General features: G+C 56.2%; 22 protein-coding genes, 1 pseudogene and 1 other annotated feature. Of the genes and pseudogenes, 4 read left to right on the forward strand and 19 right to left on the reverse strand.

The window, feature by feature from the left end; translation table 11 throughout:
• A pseudogene (locus tag F591_RS27580) lies at positions 1–191 on the reverse strand (IS1380 family transposase); the annotation flags it as partial.
• Between the two features lie 35 nt (positions 192–226).
• On the opposite strand from F591_RS27580, the gene F591_RS0107440 reads away from it, so the two are divergent.
• Entirely contained in the window at positions 227–1,102 is an 876-nt protein-coding gene (locus tag F591_RS0107440) for a CheR family methyltransferase (protein ID WP_019533965.1), read from the forward strand.
• Complete coding sequence (locus F591_RS27585) at positions 1,054–2,358, forward strand: PAS domain S-box protein (protein WP_019533966.1); 1,305 nt, start codon at positions 1,054–1,056, stop codon at positions 2,356–2,358. The genes F591_RS0107440 and F591_RS27585 overlap by 49 nt, the downstream gene beginning before the upstream one ends.
• A 130-nt stretch (positions 2,359–2,488) precedes the next feature.
• On the opposite strand, the gene F591_RS0107450 is transcribed toward F591_RS27585, so the two are convergent.
• From F591_RS0107450 to F591_RS31295, 6 genes are all read right to left on the reverse strand, one after another.
• Positions 2,489–3,001, reverse strand: coding sequence for a DUF4358 domain-containing protein (locus F591_RS0107450; protein ID WP_245580995.1), 513 nt, complete (start codon positions 2,999–3,001; stop codon positions 2,489–2,491).
• 5 nt (positions 3,002–3,006) lie between these two features.
• Positions 3,007–4,146 carry a DHHW family protein gene (locus tag F591_RS0107455; protein WP_019533968.1) on the reverse strand — a complete coding sequence of 380 codons (1,140 nt, stop codon included), beginning with the start codon at positions 4,144–4,146 and terminating at the stop codon, positions 3,007–3,009.
• 18 nt (positions 4,147–4,164) lie between these two features.
• Positions 4,165–5,568 (reverse strand): MBOAT family O-acyltransferase, encoded by a 1,404-nt coding sequence (locus tag F591_RS0107460; protein WP_019533969.1) that lies wholly within the window; start codon positions 5,566–5,568, stop codon positions 4,165–4,167.
• Positions 5,569–5,607: 39 nt separating this feature from the next.
• Positions 5,608–6,291, reverse strand: a complete 684-nt coding sequence (locus F591_RS0107465) for a GDSL-type esterase/lipase family protein (RefSeq protein WP_019533970.1) — start codon at positions 6,289–6,291, stop codon at positions 5,608–5,610.
• 130 nt (positions 6,292–6,421) lie between these two features.
• A complete protein-coding gene (gene asd / locus F591_RS0107470) occupies positions 6,422–7,507 on the reverse strand; it encodes an aspartate-semialdehyde dehydrogenase (RefSeq protein ID WP_019533971.1) in 1,086 nt (361 codons plus the stop codon).
• 78 nt (positions 7,508–7,585) lie between these two features.
• Positions 7,586–7,863, reverse strand: a binding site (T-box leader).
• Positions 7,864–7,882: 19 nt separating this feature from the next.
• Positions 7,883–8,443: a hypothetical protein gene (locus tag F591_RS31295; protein ID WP_156829485.1), complete on the reverse strand. Its 561-nt coding sequence runs from the start codon at positions 8,441–8,443 to the stop codon at positions 7,883–7,885.
• 439 nt (positions 8,444–8,882) lie between these two features.
• Between F591_RS31295 and F591_RS0107480 the strand changes: the two genes are divergently transcribed.
• A complete protein-coding gene (locus F591_RS0107480; protein ID WP_026326436.1) occupies positions 8,883–11,975 on the forward strand; it encodes a hybrid sensor histidine kinase/response regulator in 3,093 nt (1,030 codons plus the stop codon).
• Positions 11,976–12,099: 124 nt separating this feature from the next.
• Here the strand turns inward: F591_RS0107480 and F591_RS0107485 are convergent, their stop codons facing one another.
• From F591_RS0107485 to F591_RS0107530, 9 genes are all read right to left on the reverse strand, one after another.
• Positions 12,100–12,330, reverse strand: a complete 231-nt coding sequence (locus F591_RS0107485) for a hypothetical protein (protein ID WP_156829486.1) — start codon at positions 12,328–12,330, stop codon at positions 12,100–12,102.
• Positions 12,331–12,467: 137 nt separating this feature from the next.
• On the reverse strand, positions 12,468–13,409 hold the full coding sequence (locus F591_RS0107490; protein WP_026326437.1) for a hypothetical protein: 942 nt from the start codon (positions 13,407–13,409) through the stop codon (positions 12,468–12,470).
• A 122-nt stretch (positions 13,410–13,531) separates the two neighbouring features.
• The gene (locus F591_RS0107495) at positions 13,532–14,230 is read right to left on the reverse strand and encodes a hypothetical protein (RefSeq protein WP_026326438.1); all 699 of its coding nucleotides are present in this window, start codon (positions 14,228–14,230) and stop codon (positions 13,532–13,534) included.
• Between the two features lie 207 nt (positions 14,231–14,437).
• A complete protein-coding gene (locus F591_RS0107500; protein ID WP_019533975.1) occupies positions 14,438–15,706 on the reverse strand; it encodes an efflux RND transporter periplasmic adaptor subunit in 1,269 nt (422 codons plus the stop codon).
• Positions 15,707–15,727: 21 nt separating this feature from the next.
• Positions 15,728–18,832, reverse strand: coding sequence for an efflux RND transporter permease subunit (locus F591_RS0107505; protein ID WP_019533976.1), 3,105 nt, complete (start codon positions 18,830–18,832; stop codon positions 15,728–15,730).
• Positions 18,833–18,957: 125 nt separating this feature from the next.
• Complete coding sequence (locus tag F591_RS0107510) at positions 18,958–20,343, reverse strand: sensor histidine kinase (RefSeq protein ID WP_019533977.1); 1,386 nt, start codon at positions 20,341–20,343, stop codon at positions 18,958–18,960.
• Entirely contained in the window at positions 20,340–21,023 is a 684-nt protein-coding gene (locus tag F591_RS0107515; protein ID WP_083935373.1) for a response regulator transcription factor, read from the reverse strand. The genes F591_RS0107510 and F591_RS0107515 overlap by 4 nt, the downstream gene beginning before the upstream one ends.
• Before the next feature lie 314 nt (positions 21,024–21,337).
• Positions 21,338–21,724: a YmaF family protein gene (locus tag F591_RS0107525; protein WP_019533980.1), complete on the reverse strand. Its 387-nt coding sequence runs from the start codon at positions 21,722–21,724 to the stop codon at positions 21,338–21,340.
• Positions 21,725–21,832: 108 nt separating this feature from the next.
• A complete protein-coding gene (locus tag F591_RS0107530; protein WP_019533981.1) occupies positions 21,833–22,741 on the reverse strand; it encodes an NAD(P)/FAD-dependent oxidoreductase in 909 nt (302 codons plus the stop codon).
• Positions 22,742–23,356: 615 nt separating this feature from the next.
• Here F591_RS0107530 and F591_RS0107540 point away from each other — a divergent pair.
• Positions 23,357–23,632: a hypothetical protein gene (locus tag F591_RS0107540; RefSeq protein WP_156829487.1), complete on the forward strand. Its 276-nt coding sequence runs from the start codon at positions 23,357–23,359 to the stop codon at positions 23,630–23,632.
• 89 nt (positions 23,633–23,721) lie between these two features.
• On the opposite strand, the gene F591_RS0107545 is transcribed toward F591_RS0107540, so the two are convergent.
• From F591_RS0107545 to F591_RS0107555, 3 genes are read right to left on the reverse strand one after another with little or no spacing between them, the layout of a single operon-like run.
• The gene (locus tag F591_RS0107545) at positions 23,722–24,753 is read right to left on the reverse strand and encodes a glycoside hydrolase family protein (RefSeq protein ID WP_019533984.1); all 1,032 of its coding nucleotides are present in this window, start codon (positions 24,751–24,753) and stop codon (positions 23,722–23,724) included.
• Complete coding sequence (locus F591_RS0107550; RefSeq protein ID WP_019533985.1) at positions 24,737–25,888, reverse strand: glycosyltransferase family 4 protein; 1,152 nt, start codon at positions 25,886–25,888, stop codon at positions 24,737–24,739. Before F591_RS0107550 ends, F591_RS0107545 begins: the two co-directional genes overlap by 17 nt.
• A complete protein-coding gene (locus F591_RS0107555) occupies positions 25,885–26,925 on the reverse strand; it encodes a nucleotidyltransferase family protein (RefSeq protein WP_019533986.1) in 1,041 nt (346 codons plus the stop codon). Before F591_RS0107555 ends, F591_RS0107550 begins: the two co-directional genes overlap by 4 nt.
• Between the last annotated feature and the right edge of the window lie 4 nt (positions 26,926–26,929).

Here is a 26,929-nt window from a genome sequence, read left to right on the forward strand (position 1 = left end):
ATGAGATAGAGCAGAATACGGTAAACGGGGAAGAGTGAGTTACGCGCTTTGCCGCCGGAGAGGCTGCACATCGCCTCCGGCAGTTTGATTTTTTCGAGAAAGGCCAGGAAGATTTTGATGCCACCGCAACTCGTTGCGTTTTGTAGTGAAAATTCAGTTTTGATTTTGCTGATCGTTGTGGTAGACTTCACCTAAAAGGTGCTCCTCTCTTTGGGTGTAGTGTTCCTTGCAAACACCATTCTACCAAAGATTCGGAGCCCTTTTCATATTTTCAAGAAGCGATGCTTTCGAAATTCAGGATCATATCAAAATATTCGCCACCGACTTGGACGAACGGGCGATCGAATACGCCAGTCAGGGATTGTATTCGCACAATATATTAAAAACCGTCCCCAAGGAAGTGGTCGACAAGTACTTTGTTCGCAAAAGAGAAGGGTATCAAATTCAGGACTCCATACGGAAAATGATCGTCTTTGCGCATCACAATATTTTGCAAAATCCCCCTTTCATTAACCTGGATTTGATCGTGTGCCGGAATTTGCTCATCTATTTCCAGACCGTTTCGCAAAGGAAAGTGCTGTCGCTGTTTCATTTCGCCTTGAACGAGAATGGCTATCTGTTCCTCGGATCCAGCGAAACCGTCGGAAAGTCCAGCCAATTGTTCGAGCCGTTCGTTCGCAAATCCAATATTTACAAATACAAGGAGAGCAACAAGTTCGTCGCTTCCAATATGATCCGCTTCGAAGACCATATGATCAACAAGCTGAACGCTTCCCGAAAGTACAGCGCTCTAAGCGAATTTTCCGGTGCGGGGTCCGATGTCATGGAGATCGAAGCGACGATCTTGAAGGAGTATATCCCGGCGACGATCATTATCGACGATCATAACCGCATGGTCTATTCCAACGGCCCGGTCAACCGGATTATCCGGATGCCGCAGGGCGAGCCGACCAACAATATTTTGAAGCTGGTTCCCGAGGAGCTGACCGTCGCCGTTCGAGCCGCCATTCACAAGGTGCGGAGGGCTCAGGTCGAGGTGTTCTATTATGACCTTTGTGCATTCGCCGCTTCACGCCTTCGATCACGAAGGAGGTCCATCTGATCGAGGTCGATATCGGCCGGCCGCTAAACCATTTTTCCCATAAGTTCAAGTACGATTCCCTCATCGCCGATGCGCAAAGCGTGCTAGAACACGCGCACACGATCGAGAAAAAGATCGAGACGGTGGACGGCCAGTGGTATTCCATGAAGGTGCTCCCTTATTTTTCGAAAAAGAACACATTGGACGGCGTCGTCATCACCTTCAACGACATTACCGACCTGAAAAATCTTAACGAGCATCTTCAGCTGCTGTCGTACGCCATCGAGCAAAGCCCGATCAGCATCGCGATTTTCAATGTGACAGGCGACATCCAATATGTCAATCCCCAGTTCATGAAGCAAACGGGATTTTCGTTCGACGAATGCGTCGGCAAGCATCTGACCGAGCTGTATCCTGCCGATTTTAATGAGAAATTCGCCGACATCTGGGACAAGGTGCGGTCCGGAGAGACGTGGGCCGGGGAATGGAAAAATACGAGGAAGAACGGCGAGTTTTATTGGGAAAACGTATCGATACTGCCGATTACCGACGAGAAAAATCAAAGCATCTATTTCTTGAAGGTGGCGGAGGATGTCACGGAACGCAAGAAAACGGAAAATTTGCTGCTGGAATCGGAGATGCATTCGGCTGTCGGCCAATTGGCTGCGGGTATCGCGCATGAGATACGGAATCCGCTGACGGCGCTTAAAGGCTTCACGCAATTAATGCTGACCGGCAGCTTGAATCAGGAATATATCCGGATCATGCAAGCGGATTTGGACCGGATCAACCTGATCGTCAACGAGCTGCTGTTCCTGTCGCGGCCGCGTGCGGTCGAATTCGAGGACAAAAACATTATTGCCATCGTGAGAGAAGTGGTCGGTCTGCTCGAATCGCAGGCGCTGATGAATAACTGCGAGATCGTCCTCGAGCTGGAGGTAGAAAAATATACGGTCCGCTGCGTCGAGCATCAAATGAAGCAGGTGTTCATCAATCTGATCAAAAATGCGATCGAGGCGATGCCGAAAGGCGGCCAAATTACGGTCACGGCGCAGCTGCTGGAGGATTTCATCTCAATTCAGATTCGCGACGAAGGCTGCGGCATCCCGGACAAAATGTTAAGCAAAATCGGCCAGCCCTTTTTTACGACGAAAGAAAAAGGAACCGGCCTGGGCCTGATGGTATGCCAAAAAATCATTCAAAACCACGACGGCAAATTGACCATAGCCAGCAAGGAAAACGAAGGAACGACGCTGCATATTGTGCTGTCAAGGTAATTGCGATCGAGCATTTGGGGAGCCCGCGAAGGGCTCCATTCTTCTGTCCTGATAATTCGGCGATGCCGTCGGCGAATTTTCAGTACCGGAGGCGACGACCGAGGACGAAGGATTTGTTCGTCATAGGCGTCTATTTCAGCGCCTCGTTGAACGCCTGTTCCAGCTCGTCGGCCTGCTTCGAGACGGCAAAGAAAACGTATGGTCCCTTCGCTGTCAAAACATGCTTTTCAACCAAAGCGTATTCGGCCGGACGGTAATCCTTGAATTTGGCCGTCTGCGCTTCGATGTGCTGCATGATTCGCTCCTTGACGCCCCCTGATTGTTTCGCATCCTTCAGCCGGATCAAGGCCAGCTCGTCCGCCTTCACATTGGACGAAGCCGTGTAGAGCACAAAATCCTCGACTTCGTCGGCTGTGATCGAATACAGCTTCAGCAGCTTATCGCCGTCCCCCTGCTTCATCTCCTCCAGGTCAGCCGCCGGCCGGATACGTTCCCACACCTCGGCCGCCGTCGCCTTGCCCCCGCTCCCAGGTTCTTCGCCGGAGCAGCCGGCCGTCAAGACAGCTATTACGGCCATCGCCGCAATCAACGCCAGCAGCGCGCCCATCCCTCGGCCTTTGCCTCTCCCGCGCCGGATCGTCATGCGCTTCATTCCTCCTTCAAGTATTTGATGGACGAATCTTCAAAGAATGTATGAATATTGTAAACCATGAGCACGTCCCGAATATCGTGCTGCTCCACGAGCTTCGTCAACGATCCGTCGAAATATCGCAAATCGACGACGTAGATTTCGCTGAAATGCCCGGCGAGGAACGGAATCAGGCTGTTGGCGTACGAGTCTTTGACGACCAGCAGCTTGCCCCCGGTCGGACGGGACGCCGTTATTCGGATCAAAGGATGGTTGCCGCCAAGAAACACCTGGTACTTGTCCTTCCCCTCCAACTTCTCCATGGCGTATAAGGAATGCGTCGTTTGCCCTTCGTCCGCATACTCGACGGTATAGCCCGTCTCCTTCTTCGGCAAATACAAGGAGATGCCGTCAGGCTGCATATGCCTGAAGCCGCTCTTCGAATAGAGCGAGCCGTAGAACGCATTCGTCACTTGGCGAATCCGGAAATCTTCCTCGTCCTTCGGGATCACCCCCATCTGCTTGCATAGTTCCCGGTAAGCCGTATAGGCGCCTTGCGTCGTCCAATGATGGTCGGTTTTATAATAGACAGGCCGCTCCCGTTCAGCGTACAGCGCGGGGTACACGTCTACAAAGCGAATATTCGCAGAAAGCAGCTTGCGAATTCGCTCCATATACGCCAGCTCGTCGCCAGCCGGTGCATAGGCCGGCAGCTTGTCCCGGTACACAGCGGCGGCCGTCGGCGCGAGCATCATATATTTGCGGACGCCCGGCGTGGCCCGGTCGAACGAATGAATGGCCGCGGCCTTCTCCTCCGCATCCCCTTCCGCCGGCGGGGCGAACCCTGCGATCAGATAGCCGTCCTCGCCCAAGTAAACCCCGTTGCTGTCCTTTCTGCCCATCGCCCGGTCCGCATCGGTTTTCAATCCGATCCACACGTCACGGAAAGCGAATTGGTCGGCCACATATTTCTCATAACGCGAAGCGAACTTTCCGGACAAGAGCGACGACAGCGAAAATGGCGGCAGCGGCTCGAGCACCCGATTTTCCGATTCGGAGAAGCCGCGGTCGGGCAGCGCCGGATGCAGGACGGCGATCGTGCCGACAAACAGCATCAGGATGAGCGCAACGGCGTTTCGATAGAAGTTGTTTGTCGTCATCGGAGCGACCGCCTCCCTTTAAAATCGAAAGTACAAGAAAGGATTGTAGGTTGCCGTGACCAAATAGGCCGTCGACAGCGCCAGCAAAATGCCGTATGCGGCCGACACGGCGATCGCGCCTCCCCGCTTCCCTTTTTGCGCCAAATGCATTAATGCTTTTCGGGGAAGCGGCGTCGCGCACAGCGCCAGCACGGCCAATGGGACCAGGTTCGTCGACAGCGCATAAAGCGTCCGGTCATCCGCCCAACCGCGGGCGCCGAAGCCGAGCATGACGCCGATAAACGGCCCGGCGGTGCCCAGGTCCATTTCGAACAAGACCCAGCCGACGATGACGGTCAGCATCGTGTAGATATGCGAGACTAGGGCGGGAACGCGCTGCAGCCACTTCAGCAGCGCCAGCTTCTCCACCGTCACGAAGAAGCCGAAGTACAGGCCCCAGACGATAAAGTTCCAGCTCGCCCCGTGCCACAGGCCGGTGAGCAGCCAAACCGCCAGCAGATTGCGGAGCTGAATCCGCAAGCCCCGCCGGTTGCCGCCGAGCGGAATGTAGACGTACTCCCGAAACCACGATCCGAGTGTGATATGCCATCGCCGCCAAAATTCCGTTACGCTTCGGGATATATAAGGGTAATTGAAATTGACCGGCAATTCGAACCCGAACATTTTGCCGAGCCCGCGCGCCATATCCGAATACCCGCTGAAATCGAAATAAATCTGGAAGGTGAACGCAATAATGCCGAGCCATGCATAGCCTATGGTCAGCTCTTCCGCCGGCGTCGATTTTACGCTCATCCATAGCGATCCGATGGGATTAGCGAGCAGCGCTTTTTTGGCCAGCCCGCGAATGAACCATTCCGCCCCTTCGCCGAACTTCTCCAGCGTCATTCGGCGGGAAGCCAACTGCGCTGCGATGTCGCCGTATTTGACGATCGGCCCCGCCACGAGCTGCGGAAACATCGTCACATAGGTGCCGAAGGCAACGATGTTTTTTTGCACAGGCACGCTGCCCCGGTAGACGTCCACGATATAAGACATCGTCTGGAACGTATAGAAAGAGATCCCGATCGGCAGCGGCAGCTCGGCCGCCTGAATGTGCACGTGGAACAGGCGATTGATGTTATCGATGAGAAACCCGGCATATTTGAAAAAGCCGAGAACCGCCGCATTGCCGAGGAGCGAGAAGATTAGAACCGTTCTGGCAACCGGCTTGCGATGACGGTATTTATCAATAAGCAGCCCGTTCGCATAATCAAATAAGGTCGAAAAGATCATGAGGAAAACATATAAAGGTTCTCCCCAGGCGTAAAAAACAAGACTGGCGACAACCAATACGGCATTCCGAAGCCTGTTAGGCGAAAGGTAATAAACGAGCAGCGCCACCGGCAAAAACTGGAACAGGAAGAGCAGACTGCTGAAGACCAATGCCCGTCACCTCCCGCGCCGTCTTAACCGAGCCGCCTGTCATTTCACCCTGTCCGCAAGCAGCTCCAGCATCCGCGGATAAAACTCTGCCTTGAAATGGATGCCGTCCGCATCGTACAGCTCGGGACTTCCGGTCACGATCCCGGAGATGTCGACGAATCCGACGCTTTCTTTGTCCGCCAGCTCCCGCAGCCCTTGATTGTATGCCTCGATATTCCCATAGCGCGGCTCCTTCTCCTCCACTTCGGCGGTCACTGGGGTAACCGACAGCAGCGTGACGTTGGCCTGCGGAAGCTTGTCCTTGATCGCGCCGATCAAGGCGGCGTAATGCTTGAGCGAGTATTCCTGCGGATTGTCCGTCGGCCAAAGAATATCGTCCGACCCCAGATGAATGAAGACATGCTTCGGCTTGCGCTTCGCCAGCTCCTCGATATCCTCCATCGCGAACTCGGCTGTCTTGCCCGCGCCGGCCAGCACATTCGCTTCCTCCAGCACGTCGTGATACGACAGCCCTTCCGTAATCGAATCGCCGAGAAATACGCTGTCCTGAAACAAGGCGGCGAACTGGGAAGCCCGGGAAGCTTCCGCAGCGGATGAGCTTGCCTGCGATGTTGAGACCGGAGCCGTCCCCGGCGGCGGACTGTTCTCGTTCCCGCATGCAGCAAGCGATAGGACGGCCGCCCCCATCAGCAGCCCGGCGAATTTGTTCATTCGGTTGATCATTGCTCGGTTCCCTCTCTTCGATGAATAAAATGAATGCGACAAAAGGAAGAATAATCGAGAGAGATCAAGATAAGATGCAGACGAAGTGCAGAACCGCAGTTCTGCACTTTAAGCTTGATGAAAATCTATATTATTTCGCCTGAATATAACCTTCGGCTTTAAGCAGCTCGGCGATCAGCACGGCGCCGCCGGCCGCTCCGCGCAGCGTATTATGCGAGAGCCCGACGAATTTGTAGTCGTACAGGGAGTCCTCGCGCAATCTTCCCGCCGATACGCCCATGCCGCGCTCCAAGTCGCGGTCCAGCTTCGTCTGCGGCCGGTTCTCTTCTTCGAAATAAGTGATGAACTGCTTCGGCGCGCTCGGCAGCCCAAGCTCCTGAGGCCGGCCGCGGAATGTACGCCAGCGCTCGAGAATCTCTTCCTTCGACGGCTTGTTCTCGAACGATACGAAGACGGTCGCCAAATGCCCGTCGGTCACGGGCACGCGAATGCACTGCGTCGTAATGAGCGGAGCGTTCGCTTTGACAATCTCGCCGCCAGCGACGCTGCCCCAGATACGGAGCGGCTCCTGCTCGCTCTTCTCTTCCTCGCCGCCAATATACGGAATGACGTTATCGAGCATTTCCGGCCAGTCGCTGAAGTTTTTGCCCGCCCCGGAGATGGCCTGATACGTCGATGCTACGACCTTCGTCGGTTTGAACTCGAGCAGGGCGTTCAGCATCGGCACATAGCTCTGAATCGAGCAGTTCGGCTTCACGGCGATAAAGCCGGTGGTGGTGCCGAGCCGCTTCCGCTGGGCCGCGATCACTTCCAGATGCCCCGGGTTGATTTCCGGGATGACCATCGGCACATCCGGCGTCCAGCGGTGGGCGGAGTTGTTGGAGACGACAGGGGTGCCCGTCTTGGCGTACGCTTCCTCCAGCGCTTGAATCTCGTTCTTCTTCATGTCGACGGCGCAAAAAATAAAATCAACATCCGCGGCGACCTGCTCGACCTTCGATGCATCCTGCACGACAATATTGCGGACCGAATCCGGGATCGGGTCGGCCAGCTTCCAGCGGTTGCGGACAGCTTCCTCGTATGTTTTGCCGGCGGAACCGCTGCTTGCCGCGATCGATGTCACCTCGAACCACGGATGCCCGTTCAGCAGCTGGACGAACCGCTGCCCTACCATCCCTGTTCCGCCAACGATGCCAACTTTCAATTTTTGTGTCATAGCGATTTTCATCCTTTCGCATGTGGGGTTGCCTGCAATGGGCAAATAAAAAATCCCGCCTCCAAGACTACTACCAGTCTCAGGGACGAGATTGCGCAAGCTCTCGTGGTACCACCCTAAATTCGCCAATATGTCGCCATATCAGCCTCTTCAAGTACGGCATTACGACAGGCGGCGCAATGCTTATACTCTAGCTCTGTAACAGGAGCTCCTGTCGCACCATCCCTTCTTGCGGCAAGAAGTTCCGATGCGCTGCTCAGAGTCTTTGTTCAATAAAGGCCCCTTCGCTCCTTCCCAGCTGCCGGAGCTCTCTGTGCAAGGTTCCGTTTATTTACTCGTCTCTTCATCGCATTTGATATTGATGCGTTTATGATATCAAATATCGGGCGAGAGGTAAATATCCTTTTTGAAAAGAGTGAAAAATTGGGCGCCCGGCCTGCGGATCGCTATCGCTTTTTGTTCAAATGAAATACGCTCTGCGGCGTTTTCAGCTCGCGCGAGACGCCGGCGATAAACTGCTTGCGGGTATGTTCGGGCTGTTTTTCCTTCTCGATGTCCAGCTCCAGCGTGATGATGCGGGAATGGAGCCGCTCCGAAAGTTGTTGTTGGCGGACAGCTCGCCGATCCCCCCTTTTTTCCAATAATTGGAATGCAATGAGCTTCAAACCGAGGAACACCGCCCAAAATGTTGCACGCTTTGCAACATTGAGCCGCAAATAGGGTTAATCCCACCGTTTTTGCTTTACAAAATACAACATTTGCTGCAAGCTCGACTTTCTCTAACATGAACAAAGGCCTATTCGTTGGACAGCCGATTCTTTTCCAGGAAATCCGATCGGTCTTTATAATTTTTTTGCCGATATTTGTCTTCGCCTGTATGGCAGGCTTGATTCCAACACCGTTAATCCGATGGCTGATTCTCTTCTTGCGCCGCATTTTTCAGCTCCTTGAGCCTCCTTTCCCCCATTCCGTCTCCAAGCTGGACGATCTGTTGAGCAGTTTATCCTATCCCGTAAGTTCTCTTCATATTTTCTAGTGACATAGACCCATCAAGCAAGAAAAGTCAATAGGTACTTTATCCCCTTATTTTTGGGTGACCTGATTCCGGAGAACGTTTTGAGCTTTAGGGCCGAATGTGAAATGGAGCCAATTGTGATAAAATAATCAAGCAAAAAGAGAAGATCTTGCGCTACAACCCGTTCGAAGGTCGATTGTTCTCAATCAGGAACCGTTAATTAAGGCCTAAGACGAAGGCTCCCCTTCGCTCTTGGTTCGTTCGGCTACTTGACCAATGACATACGCCTTGAGCGGTGTCCGGGCCGGATCGCATCGATGACTCGATTTTTTACTACCTTGAAATCGGCAGGTACTGCGCATGAGTCGAAGAAGAATTGCCGCGTATCTGATGATACTCGTGCTTGTATTAAACGCCATACGGCTCGTATGGATGCAACAGCAGGTCCCGACAAGTCGGATGCAAGCGTCCGACGGCGTTCTGGATTTGCGCGGATGGGATGCGCAGCAGTCCCCGTTGCTGCTGCTCGACGGCGAGTGGCTGTTTTACCCCTTCAAGCTGATCGATCCCGGGGCGGAATCGGACAGCAGCACAGGTGGCAAGCTCGTTACGCTGCCGTCCGGTTGGCAAGACGATTTGCAGGCAGCAGGCAGTACAGCACTCGGTTATGCCTCGTATCGGCTCAAGCTGCTGCTGAATCCGTCAGATGCAAACGCCTACAGCATTCGCGTCCCTTCGCTTCCTTCTTCATCGGCGTTGTACGTCAACGGAGAGCGGATTGGCGGGTCCGGCGTGCCGGCGGAACGCGCGGAAGATTACGCGGCCGGCAATGTGCCGTTTACCGGGACGTTCGCGAGCGGCGGCGCGGTTGTCGATATCGTCCTGCACGTGGCCAATTTCGACAACCGCGCCTTGAGCGGCGTTATGCAGCACATCAAGTTCGGAACGGAGGAAGCCGTCCGCAAGTCGTATGCGATATCGAGCAGCTTTCAGGCGGCGATGGTGCTGCTCTTGATCATGCACGCCGCCTACTCGGTCGCTTTATATGTGATGGGAACCCGGCACAAGGCGCTGCTTCCCTTCACCTTGCTGATGGTCAGCGCGCTGCTGTCGATCGCGACCGACGACGACCGCATCTTGCAGGACTGGTTCGGCGTCGATTACTTATGGGCGTGGAAATTGTTCAATCTTTCATTCCTGGGCAGCTCCGCCTTTCTCATGCTGTTCGCCAGGCAGCTGATGCCGAATTTCGGACGGCTGGCTACCTGCACGCGATGGATCTCGGTCCTCTGCGCGATCTACGCGCTGTTGGTGCTGGCATTGCCGCCCGCTGTTGTAAGCGGCGCGGATATGCTGCATACGGCGCTTACTTTCGCGCCTTTTGTAGTGGTGCCTTACTATGCTTATCGCGCAACCCGGTCGAACGAGCGCGATATGATTTATATATTGCTCGGAATGACGGCCATCGGCAACAACTTGCTGTGGGGCGCCGCCAAAATGACCGGTTTGGTCACAAGCGACTACTATCCGTTCGATATGCTGGTCACATTCGCATTGTTCGCAATGTACTGGTTCAAAGGTTATTTTCGCACGTTCCAGAAAACAGCCCAGCTTGCCGAGCAATTGCAGGCGGCCGACAAGCAGAAGGACGATTATCTGGTCACTACGTCCCACGAGCTGCGCAACCCATTGCACAGCATGCTGAATATGGCCGCAGCGGTCGTGGAGAGCGGCGGACGCCTCGACGAGGCAAGGAACAGGGAGCGGCTCGAGCTGCTCATCTCTGTCGGCAAGCGCATGTCCGTGCTGCTGGACGACTTGGCGGATTTGAAACGGTTCGAGGATAACCGCGTGCGGCTTCAACCGGTCCATCTGCATCTGTCTGCTGTAGTGTCCGGTGCTGTGGATATGGTCCGCTATATGACCGAAGGCAAGCCGATCCGGCTGGAAAACGGCGTGCCGGACAGCTTGCCCCTGGTATATGCAGACAAGCATCGGTTAATTCAAATATTGTTCAATCTGCTTCACAATGCCATCAAATTCACAGACAAAGGCGTCGTTCGCGTCAGCGCCTTCGAAGAGAACGGAAAGGTGCGTGTGGAAGTAGCGGACACGGGCATCGGAATCGACGAACAGATGATCGATCGCATCTTCCTGCCCTATGAGCAGGGAAGCTTCACAGAGAGCGGCAAACCGGCGGGACTGGGCTTAGGCCTGGCGATTGCGAGGCAGCTGGTCGAGCTGCACGGAGGAGCGCTGACGGTCAAATCGGCGCCGGGGCAAGGCTCGTCATTCGCTTTCTCGCTGCCGCTGGCCGCGAGTGCCGAGCCAGAGGAGCTCCCCGCCGAGAGCGTCTTCGCCTATGAGGCGCTGGATCGCACAGCGATCGCTGTTGCCGCCGCTTCCCGAGCAGCCGATGCCGAGAGCGATGCCGGCTTGACCGAGTCCGGACCGGCCCGCGGAGACCGGCCTCGCGTACTGGCCGTGGACGACGACCCGGTCAATCTGCGCATGCTCAGATGCCTCCTGCAGCCTGAAGGCTGCGAGCTCGTCACGGCGGCCAGCGGCGCGGAAGCGCTTGCTTTGCTGAACGATGGCCCATGGGATTTGCTCATCGCCGACGTCATGATGCCGCGAATGTCCGGATACGAATTAACCCGGCGGGTCAGGGAGCGCTTTTCGCTGACCGAGCTGCCGATTCTTCTGCTTACGGCGCGCAGCCGCCCAGAGGATATTGAAGCCGGGTTCCGCGCCGGGGCGAACGATTATGTTACGAAGCCGGTGGAACGGATCGAGCTGCGGTTCCGGGTGCGCGCGTTAACGGACGTCGCCCGTGCGGCACGCATTCAGGCCCGGACCGAAGCGGCATGGCTGCAGGCGCAAATCGAACCGCATTTTCTGTTCAATACGCTCAACGCCGTCATCGCCTTAAGCGAGATCGATATCGACCGCACGCGCCACTTGCTTCAAACGTTCGGCGATTACTTAAGGGCAAGCTTCGATTTCAGAAATGCGGAGCAGCTTGTCCCGTTGCAGCAGGAGCTGGAGCTCGTCCGCGCTTATTTGATGATTGAACAGGCGAGGTTCGGAGAGCGCATCCGCATCGAATGGCAGGTGGACGATCGTCTTGAGCTGCTGATTCCCCCGCTCACCATTCAGCCGCTCGTTGAAAATGCAGTGCGTCACGGACTGCGCGCACAGGGCGGGACGATCCGGATTGCCGTCGCCGACCAGGGAGCCTATGCCGAAATAACTGTCCAGGATGACGGCATCGGGATGAACGAGCAGACGATCGCGCAATTGCCGCATATCGCGCCAGCCGGCAGCGGCCCAAGAAAAGGCATCGGCCTGCAAAATACTTATTATCGCTTAAAGCGGCTTTACGGGGAAGGACTGCGCATCCAAAGCGCGCCTGGCCAAGGTACGTCCGTCTCGTTCGCCGTTCGGAAGTAGAATGAACTTACTCATGTCAAAAGGCAAACGGCAATCCGGGATATAATTCCGGATTGCCGTTTTTTTGTTTATATTGAAATATGTCGAAATTTGACGAATGTGACAAGTGAATCGTTCGTTCAGACTAATGAAGCTCCCGTTCATCCCAGTCGGACAAAGCCTCTTTAGGTCCGCTGCCCAGCATGGAAATGGAATCCCGATCGAACGGCTCCTCCCGCTGTACCGGTTCCTGATGACGGCTGGCTGCTGCATTCCGGATATCATATTGATCGACGAAGAAGAGGAGCATGGTATGAACGTCGGCAAACCATTGCGTTTTATCGGCCAAGGACGGCTTGTTTCTTTTCTTGTGCATACGCATCCGGCGCCACCTCCACATGAATCATTCAAATCATTGACACCTATGACCAGCGATTTCTTCGTCATTAGTCGTCGCCTGCGAGCTGAGCATTCGCTGACGATGATCAGCAAATGCTGCAGGTTGCAGCGCCTTTACTTCGTCGTTGACATCAGCAGCCGCTTGGCCGTGCCGTTCTGCGTTTCAATCGTTTCGTAAATATTGATCGTATACGGATAATTGAACTGGTCTGTCGTAATATTGCTGGCATCGACGGTCTGCTTGCCGCTGATCAGCTTGTTTTCTCCCGTGAAGGCAGCATCCTTGTAACCGACGACCCGGCCGCCGTTGTCCACGATCTCCAGTCGCAGCTTGGAGAAATTCTCGTCGACGACGACATTTTCTTTTTGTTCGATGTCCATATCGAGCGTCACCTTATACGTATACAAATTGTTCATATACGTGGCGACGGCGGCGACATCGCGAATGGTCAATTCGAACGGATATAGGGAATATTTCTTCGTCCCTTTGTCCGCTTCCTGAAAGGGCGTATACACCGAGGCGATCGCCGTCGTGTACGACGCTGCCGGCTGGCTTCCGGTCTGCTGCGCCCCCGGTTGCGCCGATTCGGCGTCAGAAGGCTTAAGCGGTTCAAGCAGCTTCAGTTGAATGGCGGCCCCCTCCTCTGTCTGAGGCATGATGAACGAATAGCTGACAACATAGCCAAGGCCTGGATTCATCGTCTGAACGACGGAGGATTGCCGCGCCCCTTGGTAGGTGACTCCTTCGCTGTTTACGAGCGCCGCCTGGAATGTCGGCGTCGTCACCGGCTCGCTGCTCTTGTTCGTTAACTTGAATTTGGCGACGGCCGATTTAAAGCCTTCTCCCGGATTGTCATGCATCGTCAGCTCCATCAGCGCCACTTCCGTCTGGCTGTCGATCGCTGTCGTCAAGCTGTCGATCACCATCGGCCGGCCGATCGTATACGCCTCGGTCGCCGGCAGCTGCCCCGACTGCGGCAGCGAAATCGCCAGCTTGCCGGTGTCGAGCGGGATCGCCGCCTGCGCCTCGGCGCCGGGCAGGAAGCTGTCGGTCACGACGACGAGCAGATTGGACAGCGACGCCTGGTTATCCAGCGGAATGGCAAAATGAATGTATTTCTTCTCGCCTGCTTCCAGAGTGGTGGCGCCAGCGTCGGCGCGCTCGCCTGCGAAAATCTTCAGACGGATTGACCGTCCATCCGGAAGGCGGGAACCGTCTCCCTGCCGACTCCGGGATTGTCGACCAACAGCTTGACGACGGCGGCCCGGCCTTCGGCCGTATGCTGCACAGACCAGTCGATCGGCTGGTACGTGAGCTCGGAATTGACGCCAGGGATTTTGAAGCTCTGACCCCAGGCCAGCGTTTCCGGCTTCTGCGGGGCGGCAGCTGACGTGCCGTACCACACGTTCGTTGCCGGCATCGTCAGCAGCCGTTTCTCTGTCTTCGGATAAGTGTAGATATCGACATAGACAAAAGATAGCTCCGTAACTGTCCCGATTTCCTTGCTGTCGATCTCGGCCATGTACACCAGTTCGCCGATTTCTTTGGGCTCCAGCGCCGGCTTGTTGCCTGCGCTCGGCTTCAGCGCATACTCCGACCCGCTGCTAGTACGCACGCGCAGCTCGTGCTCGGGCACGCGCTGTTTGGAAGATCCGCCGTTGTACAGACGGACGGTCGCCGACAGCCGGGAGCCCTTCTCCGTCGGCAGCACTGCCACATTTTTGATAGCTGCGCGCATCTCGCTCGCCAGCTCGTAATTCGCGGGGGCGGCTGCAACGGCTGCCGATTGGGCGAATACCCCCTGCGGAACCGCAGCTGGAATCAAGAGCGTGAAAGCCAATGCCGATATGCCAATAGTTCTCCGTTGCCGCTTCACTTCTAACCCTCTCCTATCTTGAAAATTTGGCGGTATACGCCGACAAAATTTCAATACCGCAGGTGACGACCGATGACGATAGGAATCGCTTGTCATCGGCGTCTTTCTTGAACATTCGATGGTCACAATCGGTAAATCGTCATCGGGCCGCAGATGTTCCCAGGAGCGAATCGTCTCAGCAGCGCCATCAGCACAAGCTGATCGCCGTTACCTCGTCGTCGCTGCCGCCTCTGCTTGTTGCCCGTCCTTCAAGGTGTTTTGACCGGAGACGACTAGCTCCTCGCCTTCCTGCAAGCCTTCCAGCACCTCCTGGTACTCGCCGCTGATCCTTCCCAGCTTCACCTTGCGCTTCTCATATTGATCCTCCTGCTTGACGAAGACAAACGTTCCGCCTTCATCCCGCACGACGCTCAAGGCCGGCACGGCGATGACCTGCTCCTCGGTTTCCGTCGTCAGCTGAACCATGTACCGTTTGCCCGGCTGAATCGTCTGCTCGGCATTCGGAATTTCCATCTCCAGCGTATAGGTTTTGGAGGCGGCGCTCATAATCGGCGCCAAGTAAGTGATCGGTGCGGTCAGCTTGTTATCCGGGGTATCCGGATTGTAGTATACGAGCTCGGTCTTGCCTTTGACGAGCGCGTAATTGGTTTCGGTCAGCTCTGTCGCAATCTTGATCGGATCGACCTGCTGAATTTGCCCGACTTTGGCCCCGGTCGATACGGATTGCCCGGCCACGAGCCTGAAATCGGTCAAAATGCCCCGTCCCGGCGCCTTGACGCTGTAATTCTCCAGCGAACGAACCGCGTCCTCCAGATTCAGCCTCGCCGTCTCCAGCTGTGTCTCGAAGCTGGCGACCGGATCTGTCTGGTCGAACTTCGCCAGCTGCGCTTGCGCCGCTTCCAGCCCCATTCGCGCGTTGTCGAGAGCATCCTTCAGCTGCTCCACCTGGTGGGATGTCGCCAGACCGTCATCGAATTCGTTGCGGATTTTGTTGTAATCCTGCTCGGCCGTCTTGTACGCCATCTCCGCTTTAGTCACGTTGTCAACCAGATTTTTGCGGTTGTTGACGGCGTCGATTCGCGCCTGGGCAAGCGACTGCTCGGCGTTCTTCAAGGCAAGCTCGCTCTTGCGTCTGGCCGATTCGGCATCCTCGCTGTCGATCACAAACAGCGTCTCGCCTTCCTCGACAGCATCGCCGTTCTTCTTGAGTACTTGCACGACCTGGCCGTTCGCCTTCGGAATGATGTCGAATACGGTTCCTGCCGATACTTCGGCAATTTGCTCGACCGGACTGCTGATCGTATGCCTGGCGACCGGTTCCGTGCGCACCGGACGCGGTTTGAAATCGGCGGATGCTTGTCCGGAGCCGCCTGCCCCGCAGCCGGCGGCGAAGACGATCACGGCGCCTAGCGCGCCGATCCCCGCCGTGCGCCACAATCGATTGCATTTCCCCTTCGTATAGCTCCATATGTTCATCCTTCTCGGCCTCCCTCATCGTTAACCTTCCAGCGCAGTCTGCTGCGGATTCCGCTCTTTGCCCTTGCTAAACAGGCGGGCAAACCTTTTTTTCATTTGGTCCAGCATTTCGTAAATGATCGGGACAATCACCAGAGTGAGAATCGTCGAGGTGGTCAGACCGCCGATGACGACGACGGCGAGCCCTTTGCCGATCAAGCCTCCCGAGTGGGACAGCCCGAGCGCCAGAGGAAACATCGCCATGATCGTGGCTCCCGCCGTCATCAGAATGGGCCGCAGCCGCACCTTCCCCGCCTCAAGCAGCGCCTGGCGCACGACGTAGCCTTCCTCCATCAGCTGCTGGGCGCGGTCGATGAGCACGATCGCATTGGTGACGACAATCCCGATGAGCATCATGAAGCCGATCATGGAGGTAACGTCCAGCGTGACGCCGGTAACGACCAGGCCGATCAGACCGCCGATGACGGCAAGCGGAAGCGAGAACAGGACGGCGAACGGCGCCGAAGCGTTCCCGAAGCCGAGCACCATGATCAGATAGACGACGGCGACTGCAACGACCATCGCGACATACAATTGCGAGAAGCTTTCGTCGATGTCGGCGGATACGCCCTGCACTTCCGGGAAGACGCCTTCCGGCAGTTCAAGCTCGCCGAGCGCCATCGATACCATCATGCTGATGCGGTTTTTATCGTCGGAATTGATTTTGGCTGTCACCTTGACGAGCTGCTGCTGATCCTCTCTGGCGAGCGAGGAAGCCGACGGCTTTTCGTATATTTTGGCGACCTCCTTTAGCAGCACGGTCGATCCGTCCGGTGTCTGCAAAGGAATATTGCCCAGCTTCTCCAGCGAGTTTTTGAACGATTTTTCCATCATTATCTTGGTCGTATAAGTCACGTGGTCGATTTTGAGATCGCCGAGCTCCTGCTCCTGAATCCACTGGCGCGCCGTATCCATCACGGAGGATACGTTAAAGCCGTAAGCCCGCGCGCTGCCCGGGTCCACCGCAATCTCCACTTCGGTCTTGGCGTCGCTTAAGCTGTCCTCTACTTCGCTCAGCTCGGGGAAGGTCAGCAGCTTGTCCTTGACCATCGCCGCCGCTTTCTCCAGCTGCTCCTGGTCTTCGCCTTTCAACGTATAGGAGAAGTCCGTCGTGCCCATGCTGAATCCGCCTCCGATGCTTCTCGGTTCGACCGTGGACCCGGCGGGCAGTTCGGCGAGCATAAACTGCTTCACCTGCTCGCGAATGACATCCGGCTTCAAGCTTTCGTTTACCTCCACCACAATTTGCGAGGCGTAAGGCATCCGTTCCTCGTCGTCGCCTGCATACCCGACGAAAGCTTCCACGAAGCGGAACACAGGCTGTCCCAGGCTGTCCTTTTTGTCCAGCAAAATCTGTTCAAATTGTTTCGTAATGGCATTGGTCGTCTCGAACGATGTCTCGTAAGGCAGCTTGAGCTGGAACGACATCGTATGAGATTCTTCGCTGCTGGGCAAAAAGGATACTTTCAGGAACGGAACAGAGCCGACGATCGAGCCGACAAAGATGACCGCCGTCAATAGCAGCGTCTTGACGCGGTGATTCAGACACCACTGCAGCACCCGCTCGTAAAACGCCACATACCGTCTCGGCTTGTCTTCCGCATGCCCCTTGATGGTGCTGCGCAGCACAAGCAGCTTGGCCAGCATCGGAATGACGGTCAGCGCCACGAGCAGCGAAGACAGCAGCGCGCAGGCGATCGTTATGGCGAACGGCTTGAAGAAGCCTCCGACGATGCCGGAAATCATGCCGATCGGCGCGAATACGCCGACCGTCGCCAGCGTCGACGAAGTGATCGCCATCGACACTTGCTTCGTAGCCAGCACGATGACGGACTCCTTGCGTTCCTGGGCTTTTTCCAGAGAGGAATATATATTTTCGATAACGACGATCGAGTCGTCGACGACCCGGCCGATGGCGATAAAGATACCGCCCAGCGTCATCGTGTTTAGCGTCAGCCCGAACAGCCGCATGCACAACAAAGTGATGAGGATCGATAAAGGCAACGATACGAGCACGATCAAGGTCATCCGGACATTGCGCAGGAACACCAGGATCATGATCGAGGCCAGAATCGCCCCGAGAATGCCTTCGTTCAGCAGACCGGAGATCGATTCCCGAATCTCGTCGGCGCTATCGTAGATGCTCTTGAACGTGATGTTCGGCAGCGTCGTCTCCCATTGCTGAAGCAGCGAATGAATACCGTCGGAAAATTCGACCGCGTTCGCATTGGGCGCTTTGTACAAAATAATGCCGATCGCCGGCGAGCCGTCCATCCGTCCGACGAACTTGGATTCGGTGATCGCATTGATGTTGGCCACCTGGGACAGCTTGACGATATCGCCGCCAGCTGTCGTTATCTCCAGCTGCTCCAGCTCGTAGATGCTGTCCATCTTTCCCGTCACGCGGGCATTCTTCTCGTTGTCGTCGATCTCGACGCTGCCGATCGGACTTTCGGCCAGCGCAGCCTTGATCGCGCCCGACACCTGCGAGAGCGACAGTCCGTAGACCGTGAGGGCATCTGCGTTCAGTTCGATATCGAGGGAGGTCGTCCGCTCGCCGATCACTTCCATATGGTCGAGCCCTTTGAGCCCCTCCAGCTGCGGCTTGATCGTATCATTGAACTCGTTGTCCAGATCCGTTTGGCTCATGCCTTCCTTGGCATACAGCGCCAAATAGTTGGTTGCCATCGACGACACTCCGAAAGTCATTACTCTCGGGGTGCCTGCCGATGCGGGAAGGCTGACCTGCGCGATCTGGTCTTCGATGTCCTGCTTTTTTTTGTCTACATCCACATTTTCCTTGAATTGAACGATGATGCTGGAGAAATTGTTGCTCGAAGTGGAGGACATCATATCGATATCCTCAAGATTGGCGAGCTTTTCCTCCAATGGCTCGGTCACATTGTCCATGACGTCCCGGGGCGCACCCGTATACGTCGTCTGGACGATGACCAGGGGGAATGAAACTTCCGGCATGCTTTCCTGCTTCAACTGGCCTGCGGAATACAACCCGCTGCCGAACAAGAGGATCATGATGATGAACAACGCCGAAACGTTTTTCATCGAAAAACGAATGATTGGGGTCATCCCTGCAGTCCCGTCCCTTCTTCGGTTCACAATGTACTCGAATTGAATGTACGGGGCGAATATGAACTCAGTATGAACAAAAAAAAGAAATTCGGATGAACAATCCGAATTTTCGCGGGAACTGGTTATGATTGGGACTCGTTGTAGGAGACGATCGGCAGCGTAATGGTAAAAGCGGAGCCTTGGCCGGGCTTGCTCGCCACTTCGACGGCACCGCCGTGAAGCTCGACGATCGTTCTCACAATCGATAATCCGAGGCCGCTGCCGTCCGTTTTTTTGTCACGGGAAGCGTCTGCTTTGTAGAATCGTTCGAAGATGCGCTCCTGATCCTCGGCGGAGATGCCGATTCCGCTGTCCTGAATCAATACCTTCACTTTGTCGGTGAGTGCGGTGAGGCGGACCAGGATTCTTCCACCGGCGGGGGTAAATTTGATGGCGTTGCTGAGCAAATTCATCCAGACCTGGTTCATCTGATCGGCGTCGGCCCTGAATTTCACCTTCGGCAAATCGAGCTGCAGCTCCAGCTGCTTCGCGCTCCACTGCGGCTCGAGCGTCACGACGATGCGGCGCAGCTGCTCGGCCAAATCGAAGGTCGTCGGATGGAACGGATGATGCTCCGACTGCAGCGATACGAGCTTTAACAGGTTGTCGCCCAGGCGCGATAATCGTTCGCTCTCCCGTTCGATAATTTCCAAATATCGCTTCCGGTCCTCCTCCTTCATCCCGCTTTGCCGCAGCGCCTTGGAATAACCGCGAATGGAAGTCAGCGGCGATTGAATTTCGTGGGATACATTAGATACGAAGTCTTGTCTCATCTGCTCCAGCTTCTGCAGCTTGGCGGCCATCGAATTGAAGCTTTTCAGCAAAATGCCGATTTCGTCATGGAGTTTCAGCTTGATTTGCACATCGAAGTTGCCTCTGGCCAGCGCCTGGGTAGCCGATGTCAGCTTCTTGATCGGATGGACGATATAACGGGATACGATCGCGATCAGGAAGCTGCCGATGCACAAAACGAGGGCCAGCACGGTCAAGATGGCGGATGCCGCATATGACCTGGCGGCTGGCGAAAAGTGCGGCGAAATGAACAGCGCGTAGCTCCGGCCGCCTACGGTTAGCGGCAGGCCGATGGTCATGGCGTCCGGGTCGCGAAGCGACTTGTTCTCGTAGGCTTCGCCCTGCAGCACTCGAGTTACTACCGAACGGTTCAGCTTGGACAACGTTTCGCTTTCGTCCGCCCTGATCGCTTGCAATCGGCCTTCGTCGTCCGCCAAAGCAAGGGACACCGATTCGTTCAGCCGTGAGATGCTTTCCAACAAAGGGATAAGCAGCCCGGGCTCCACATGCTGGCTCATCGCGGCCAGTTCCTCCCCGATGTGCAGCAAATCGTTGTGCGTCTTCGTCAGCAACCGGTCCCCATTGAAGAAAAAGAAGAGGTGAAAACTAAGACCCATACTGAGCAGGACGGCAGCTGAAAACGTAATGACCATGCGCAAATACAGCGTCTTGATCATGAGCTCACCTCGAGCCGGTAGCCGAGCCCGCGAATCGTGGCAATGACGAAACGGTCCGCAGCGCTCTCGAAGCGCTCCCTCAGCCGTTTGATATGGACGTCGATAGTGCGCTCATCCCCTTCGTAATCGATCCCCCAGATCAGCTCGATCAGCTGCGCCCGCGTAAAAATTTGCGAAGGGTAGCTGGCCAGCGTAAACAGCAGCTCGAACTCCTTCGGCGGAAGCAGGATCGTCTCTTTCTGCATGTACACCTCGTAAGTCGAACGGTCGATCACGATATCATGAATTTGGATCTTTTGGGACGAGGCGATGCGGTAGCGCTTCAGCAGCGCCTTCACCCGCATCGTCAGCTCGACCGGATCGAATGGCTTGACCACGTAATCGTCCGTGCCGAGATGGAAGCCCTTCACCTTGTCGGCGGACTCCCCTTTGGCCGTGACCATGAGCAGTGGCAAATCCGGATACCGCCGCCGAATTTCGCGGCACAGCTCCCAGCCGTCCATATACGGCATCATAATATCGAGCACGACCAGATTGACGGCCCCTTTGTTCAATAGCTCGATCGCTTCCTTGCCGTTGCCCGCTTCGATCACCTCCAGCCCTTCGGCGGCGATATAAAGGCGCATCAGCTCGCGAATGTCCGGATCGTCGTCGACCAGTAAAATTTTGGCTGCCATCATGAACCACCTCAAGCGGAGAGTAAATAACGTATTTGGAAAAATGATTGTACCTCCCATTTAATCAAAAAATGGGGCGTTTGTCACATGAGGCGATTTCGCCTATGTGGGGCCGGGCAACGACGGCGACCGCCCCGTGCATTTGTACGGCACTATCCTGAAATTCGAGCCGAACCGCACTTTGAGTTACCGCACTTTTCGTCACTCGTTCGACGGCATGAAACGGTGATAGAGGCCTCCCGAAAAGCTCGCTCAACGGAAAAACCGCCCCGATAAGGAGCGGCGAAAATTCCGTTTGAATTCCATTGAATTGGCAGTCATACCTCGTTGCCTGTCGCGCCTTTATAACGATGAGTATGCGGAGGCATTCCGTTTACGGTAGTGAACCCTTCGAAATAGTGAATATGTCCGCCGCCCGGAACATCAATCGCCGGTCCCGTAACTCCATGGATCGTGTGCGTATGTCCATGGTTGAACGAGGTTACGGTATGATAACGGTGGACGTGCGGAACGCCGCTCGGCGCCGGCTCCGTCGTCCCTACGTATTGATGAGTATGTCCCGCGTCGTAGGAGGTCACGCCGGAGAACGGATGGACGTGATAGATCGGCCGACCGTCCCAGGAAGTCAAATAAAGACGATGCGAATGGGCATTATCGCCATCGCTTGAGTGAAACACAAATCCCGCCACAGGAATCTTTTGCACCCTGCCATCTCCCCTTCAATGATTTCGTAATACCTTATGCTCGTATCCCTGGAGATGGCATGGGTGATTATGCCAAATAAGTCAACAAATGATCCGCCCCGGACGTCTTCAACGCACTTTCCATTCCTCTTCAATGTAGTCCGCCATGACAGCCATCGCCGCTTTGCTGCCGGAGGCCGCGGCATAAATCAATTGGGAAGGCATCACATAAGCCGTATCCCCGGCGGCATACACTCCGGCCGCAGCGGTTCTGCCCATCTCATCGGTCACAATCCCGCCGTTTTCTGCCGTTTCGCAGCCGAGCGCTTCAGCGAACCTCGCGTTAGGAACAAACGCGCAGCCTACCAATCCGCCGCTCCGCTCAATATGCGTGCCATCCGTAAAATGTACCCGTTCCAGCTTGCCGTTCTGTCCGGAAAACTTGGCAATCGGCGTTTCGATAATCCGCATGCCCCTGGACGCAAGCAGTTGCCGCTGTTCGGCGCCTAAAGGGGCGGGACCGTTCGTGCACACTACAATATCCTGACTCCAATTATAAAGCAGCTTGGCCATATGAAATACGTGTTGATTGTCCGCAACGATGACCAGCGGCTGATCTCTCAGCTCCCAACCGTCGCAAAAAGGGCAGTTGAACAAGCTTTTCCCGTAAAAGTCGCGCAGTCCCTCGATATCGGGCAGCGCCTCCTTCATTCCGGCAGCCAGGATCAGCCTGCGCGCTTGCACCTGCTCGCCGGATATGGAGCGGATGACAAAACCGGGCTCCGCTCGGCGAATTTCGCTCACCTCGGACGGCCGGTGCTCGACCGACGGGTAGCTGAGCACTTCCTCGTAAGCGATGCGCCGAAACTCGCCCGGCTTGATCCCGTCCCGCGTAATGAATCCGTGGGAAGCGTGCGTTACGCCGTTGCGCGGCTGACCGTTGTCGAAGAGAACAACGCTCCGTCTTGCTCGTCCCAGCACCAGCGCCGCATTCAATCCCGCCGGCCCTCCGCCGACAATGGCACAATCGTAAAGCATAAGCTAATCCCTCCACGCTAAAATGGTTTTCACGGATATTCAATATCCGTAATTCAATAAAACAAAGCCCTGCCGATTGCAAGGAAATGCCCTTGGTTTGGCCAGCTCGATCATTTGGGCATTCTTTAGTCCCATTCCATCGTTTCCCGCCCGTAAGCATCACTTGATGGATAAGGCATTGATAGACTTTGTGTATCTATAATAACCTCGATTCGCAAGCGTGTCAAGAACTCACACAAGACCGCCAGCAAAGCTGCCCAAAATTCCCCTTTTAAGAGAATTTCGGACTGCCTCCTGTTTCCATTTCTTCAACGTTCGTTTCATCGATCCATTTTACCCACCCCTTATGGATAAAGGAGCGGAGCAGCTTGGGCATAGAGCTTCTTGCTGGACAGCAGAAATCGATAGGACGTGTCGTGCCGCTGATGAACCGGATCGCGCTTGTCGGACTCCATTTTGCCGGGCTCCGCTGTCGATTGGAAAAGAGGGAAAACAAGCCATCATTTCGATGGCAACGCCCAAAATCGTGATATTCAGGTTTCTGATGGTTCGGCCAAGCCTCGGTTCTCGATGGTCGTCCGCGATTCATTCACGGAGAAGGAGCTCATCGAAAAGGTGCAGGAGCAAATTAAAACGGAAATCCGCAGCACGTATATCGAAGGATTAAAGACGAAAGCCGACCTGTATTCGTTGGAGCTTGTTCTCTATCGCGAGCAATACCCGCTGTGGAAAACTCTCCAGGCCGGGAACCGCTTCTGGCTGCAGCGCGATTCCATACAGTCGATCGCTGTGAAGGTGTTCATGAAGAACCGGGGAATACTGAAAATGCATCCAAGAAAAATGCCGCAAGACATGGAGGACTCCGGAGAGCGAGCAGACGACCATGAATGAAACCCGCTGCCCGCCCCTTGTCATCCATCAGCATTCAGGCCGACGCAGGGATACCCGATCGAGCCGGGAGGAGGCCCAATCGGCGCTTTCTACCGCTTTCGGCAAATCGCTTCCGTGATCAGGTAAGAAATAGCGGCCTCCGCTCCCTGATTCAGATTGACGCCCGCTTCGCCGATGCCGTCGTAACAGCTCCCGTCTGCAGCGCTGGCCATCGGTTCGCCGGCATCGTTCGCTCCGTGGAACCAGTCCCGGCAGCGGGCCGCCGTTTCGGCGTAATGGGCGCGTCCCGTCAATTCGCAGGCTTTGGCCGAAGCCAGGCACAGCTTCATGACGTCGATCGGCTGCTGATCCCAGACCGCTCTGCTGCCCGGCGTGCACCATCCCCTGTTGCCGACAGGGCGGATTCGTCCATTCTCCCCCGTCGACAAGCGGATGAGAAAATCCAGACTTTCCGTCGCGACGTTAAGCAGCTCCTCATCCTTCAAAGCCTCGTATGCGCACAGCAGCCCCCACGGCATCAGCGCGTTGCTGTAGGCGACGACCGGCTCGAACCACGGCCAATCGGCCGAGGCGTTCCTCCGGTAGGCGTCGGTCAGCTTCGCCGCAAGCCGTCTTAGCTCCTCCTCCGCAGCCAGCGGATATCGCTCGGCGATCAGCAGACTGAGCGCCGCCATCGCATAAGCCCATCCGCGCGGGAAGCGCATGGTTTCGACCAAAGGCAGCGCCTTCTCCAGCAGCGCAGCAGCGGCCAGGCGGCGCTCCCGCTCCCGCAGGCGGGTGTAGGCGACCGCGCCGGCCCACAGGCAGCGGCCGAGGCAGTCGTCCGACGCCGACTCCGGCTCCTTCGTGCGGTCGTAAGCGATGTTGTTGTGAAATTGCCCCCGCTCGTCCTGCACCCACAGCATAAAGGACAAGTACGTATCGATCAGCTGGTGAAGCTCCTCGGCGCGCGCTGCCTCGACCAGCTCTAACCACTCCAGGCAAGCCCACAGCGCCCTCGCCTGATCGTCCGTGCTGTAGCCTTCCCTGCGGCGGGGGATGCTTCCTAAGGCATGCTCCAGAATGCCCGTATCGTCGGTCAGCCGTCGCAGATGCTTCAGCGGATCAGCCGGCGAATTCAAGCTGCCTCACCCCGTTGAACAAAGCGGCGTGCCGCCTGCCGATTTCCGGCCAATGCATCGCTTGGCCGATGCGCCCGATGCGCTGGCTCCACGCCTCCAGCTGTGCGTCGTCTGCCAGCAGCGAGGCGATTTTCTCCGTCCAGTCCGCCTCCGCGCCAAAATTTAGCAGCAGCTCGGGATAATCGCCGAGCAGGTCGGTCGCATACGAATACGGCGTCGACAATACCGGCCTGCCCAGTCCCACGGCGTACGCCAGCGTGCCGCTCGTGATCTGCTGCATACCCGGGTACGGCGTAACATACAGATCGCAGCCCATAATATGGCGCACGAGATCTGATTCATCCATATACCGGTCTATCATAACGACGTGCTCTTCCATGCCGCTGCAGCGAATCCGCTCCTTCAGCTCCTCGCGGTAATGCTCGCCTTCCCGTTTTTTCACTTCGGGGTGCGTTTGTCCGACGATGGCGTACAGCACGTTCGGAACGCGGGAAGCGATGTTGGGCAGCACGTTCAGAATCAATTCAAGGCCCTTGCCGCGGCTGAGCAGACCGAACGTCATCAGCACCTTGCGGCCCCGCCAGTTCAATTGCTCGCGGATCGCTTCCCGGCTACCGGACGGAGGCTCGGGCGTCCCGTGCGGGATAAAGTGAATTTTTTCTGCGGGAATGCCGAACGCCTCCTGCAAGTAAACGGTTGCCTTCCGGTTCATTACGACGATTCTCGCGCTCTTCTCGGCAATTTCATGCTGAATGGCCGCATATGGCGGCTTCGGCTGCTCGAATACCGTATGGAAGGTGGTGACGAGCGGCTTGCGCAAATGCCGTACGAATTCCAATACAAAGGCCCCTGCCTCGCCCCCGAAAATGCCGAACTCATGCTGCAGCGACACGACGTCAATATCGGAATGGTTGATTTTTCGCGCCATCTTCACGTAATCTTCCTTCCGATCCCGCATCAGCGGCCACAGGATTGGGCTTTTCCCCTGTTCGGCCGCCTGGCTGGAAAGCACGACGACCGGGTCCCTGCCCTTCCACTGCTTGGCTCCGTTCACAGCCTGCCGCAAATGAAAGGTGTACGTAGCCAGGCCGCACTTCTGCGGCACGTAGGTGCTGACGTAAGCAATGCGCGTCATGCCTGCATCGCCTCCGTTCGAATCATAACCGCCTCGTGCATCGTTTGCTGCGGGCCCATCTCGACGTCGCAGCCGGCGATACAGCGGTTCACGACCGTACCGCTGCGAACCGTGCAGCGATCCCACAGAATCGTCTCCGCGCAGCGCACGTGGCCTTCGATGACGCTGTCGCTGCCAATGACGCTGAAGGGACCGATGATCGACCGCTCGCCGATGCGGACGCGATCTCCGATCAGCACTGGAGGGATGAGCAGCACGCCGGGATGAATGTCGCACTGCTTGCCAACCCAGATGCCTTTTCCGCTCGCTTTGCCGGGCAGCGGCAGCGGGCATGAGCGATTCAGCAAATCCCAATGAATTTGCCGGTAACGCTCCTTCGTCCCCATATCCATCCAATACCCGTCGATGCGCTTGCCGTACACTCCGGCGCCCTGCTCGATCCACATCGGGAACGTTTCCCGTTCGATCGACACTTCCCGCTGTTCGGGGATCGACTGCAGCGCCTTCTTATCTATGATATAAATGCCGGCATTGACCAGCCTGGACGGCGCTTCCTCCGGCGCGGGCTTTTCGACGAAGCGAAGAATGCGCCCTTGTTCGTCCTGTTCGACGACGCCATAGTGCGACGGGTCATCCACCTCGGTCAGCGCTATCGTCACCGCTCCCTCATGGCGACGGTGAAACTGGATGAGCGGCGCAAGCTCGGTATAGTGAACAATATCCGCGTTGACGACGACGAACGTCTCCTCCAGATAAGGCTCCGCATTTTTGATCGCGCCGGCCGTGCCGAGCAGCTCATGCTCCACTGCATACTCCATCGTGACGCCCCATTGGTCGCCCGTGCCGAAATAGCTGCGGATCAGCTCCGGGTAATGCTTGACCGCCACGACGATATGCCGGATTCCCTGCTGCTTCAGACGGATAACGAGATGCTCCAGCCAAGGACGATTGGCGACAGGCGCCATCGGCTTGGGCAAGTTCTCCGTCAGCGGTCTCAGCCGCGTTCCTAATCCTCCGGCGAGCAGCAATGCATTCATGATC

It is taken from the genome of Paenibacillus ginsengihumi DSM 21568 (genome assembly GCF_000380965.1).
GTDB classification, from domain to species: Bacteria; Bacillota; Bacilli; order Paenibacillales; family NBRC-103111; genus Paenibacillus_G; species Paenibacillus_G ginsengihumi.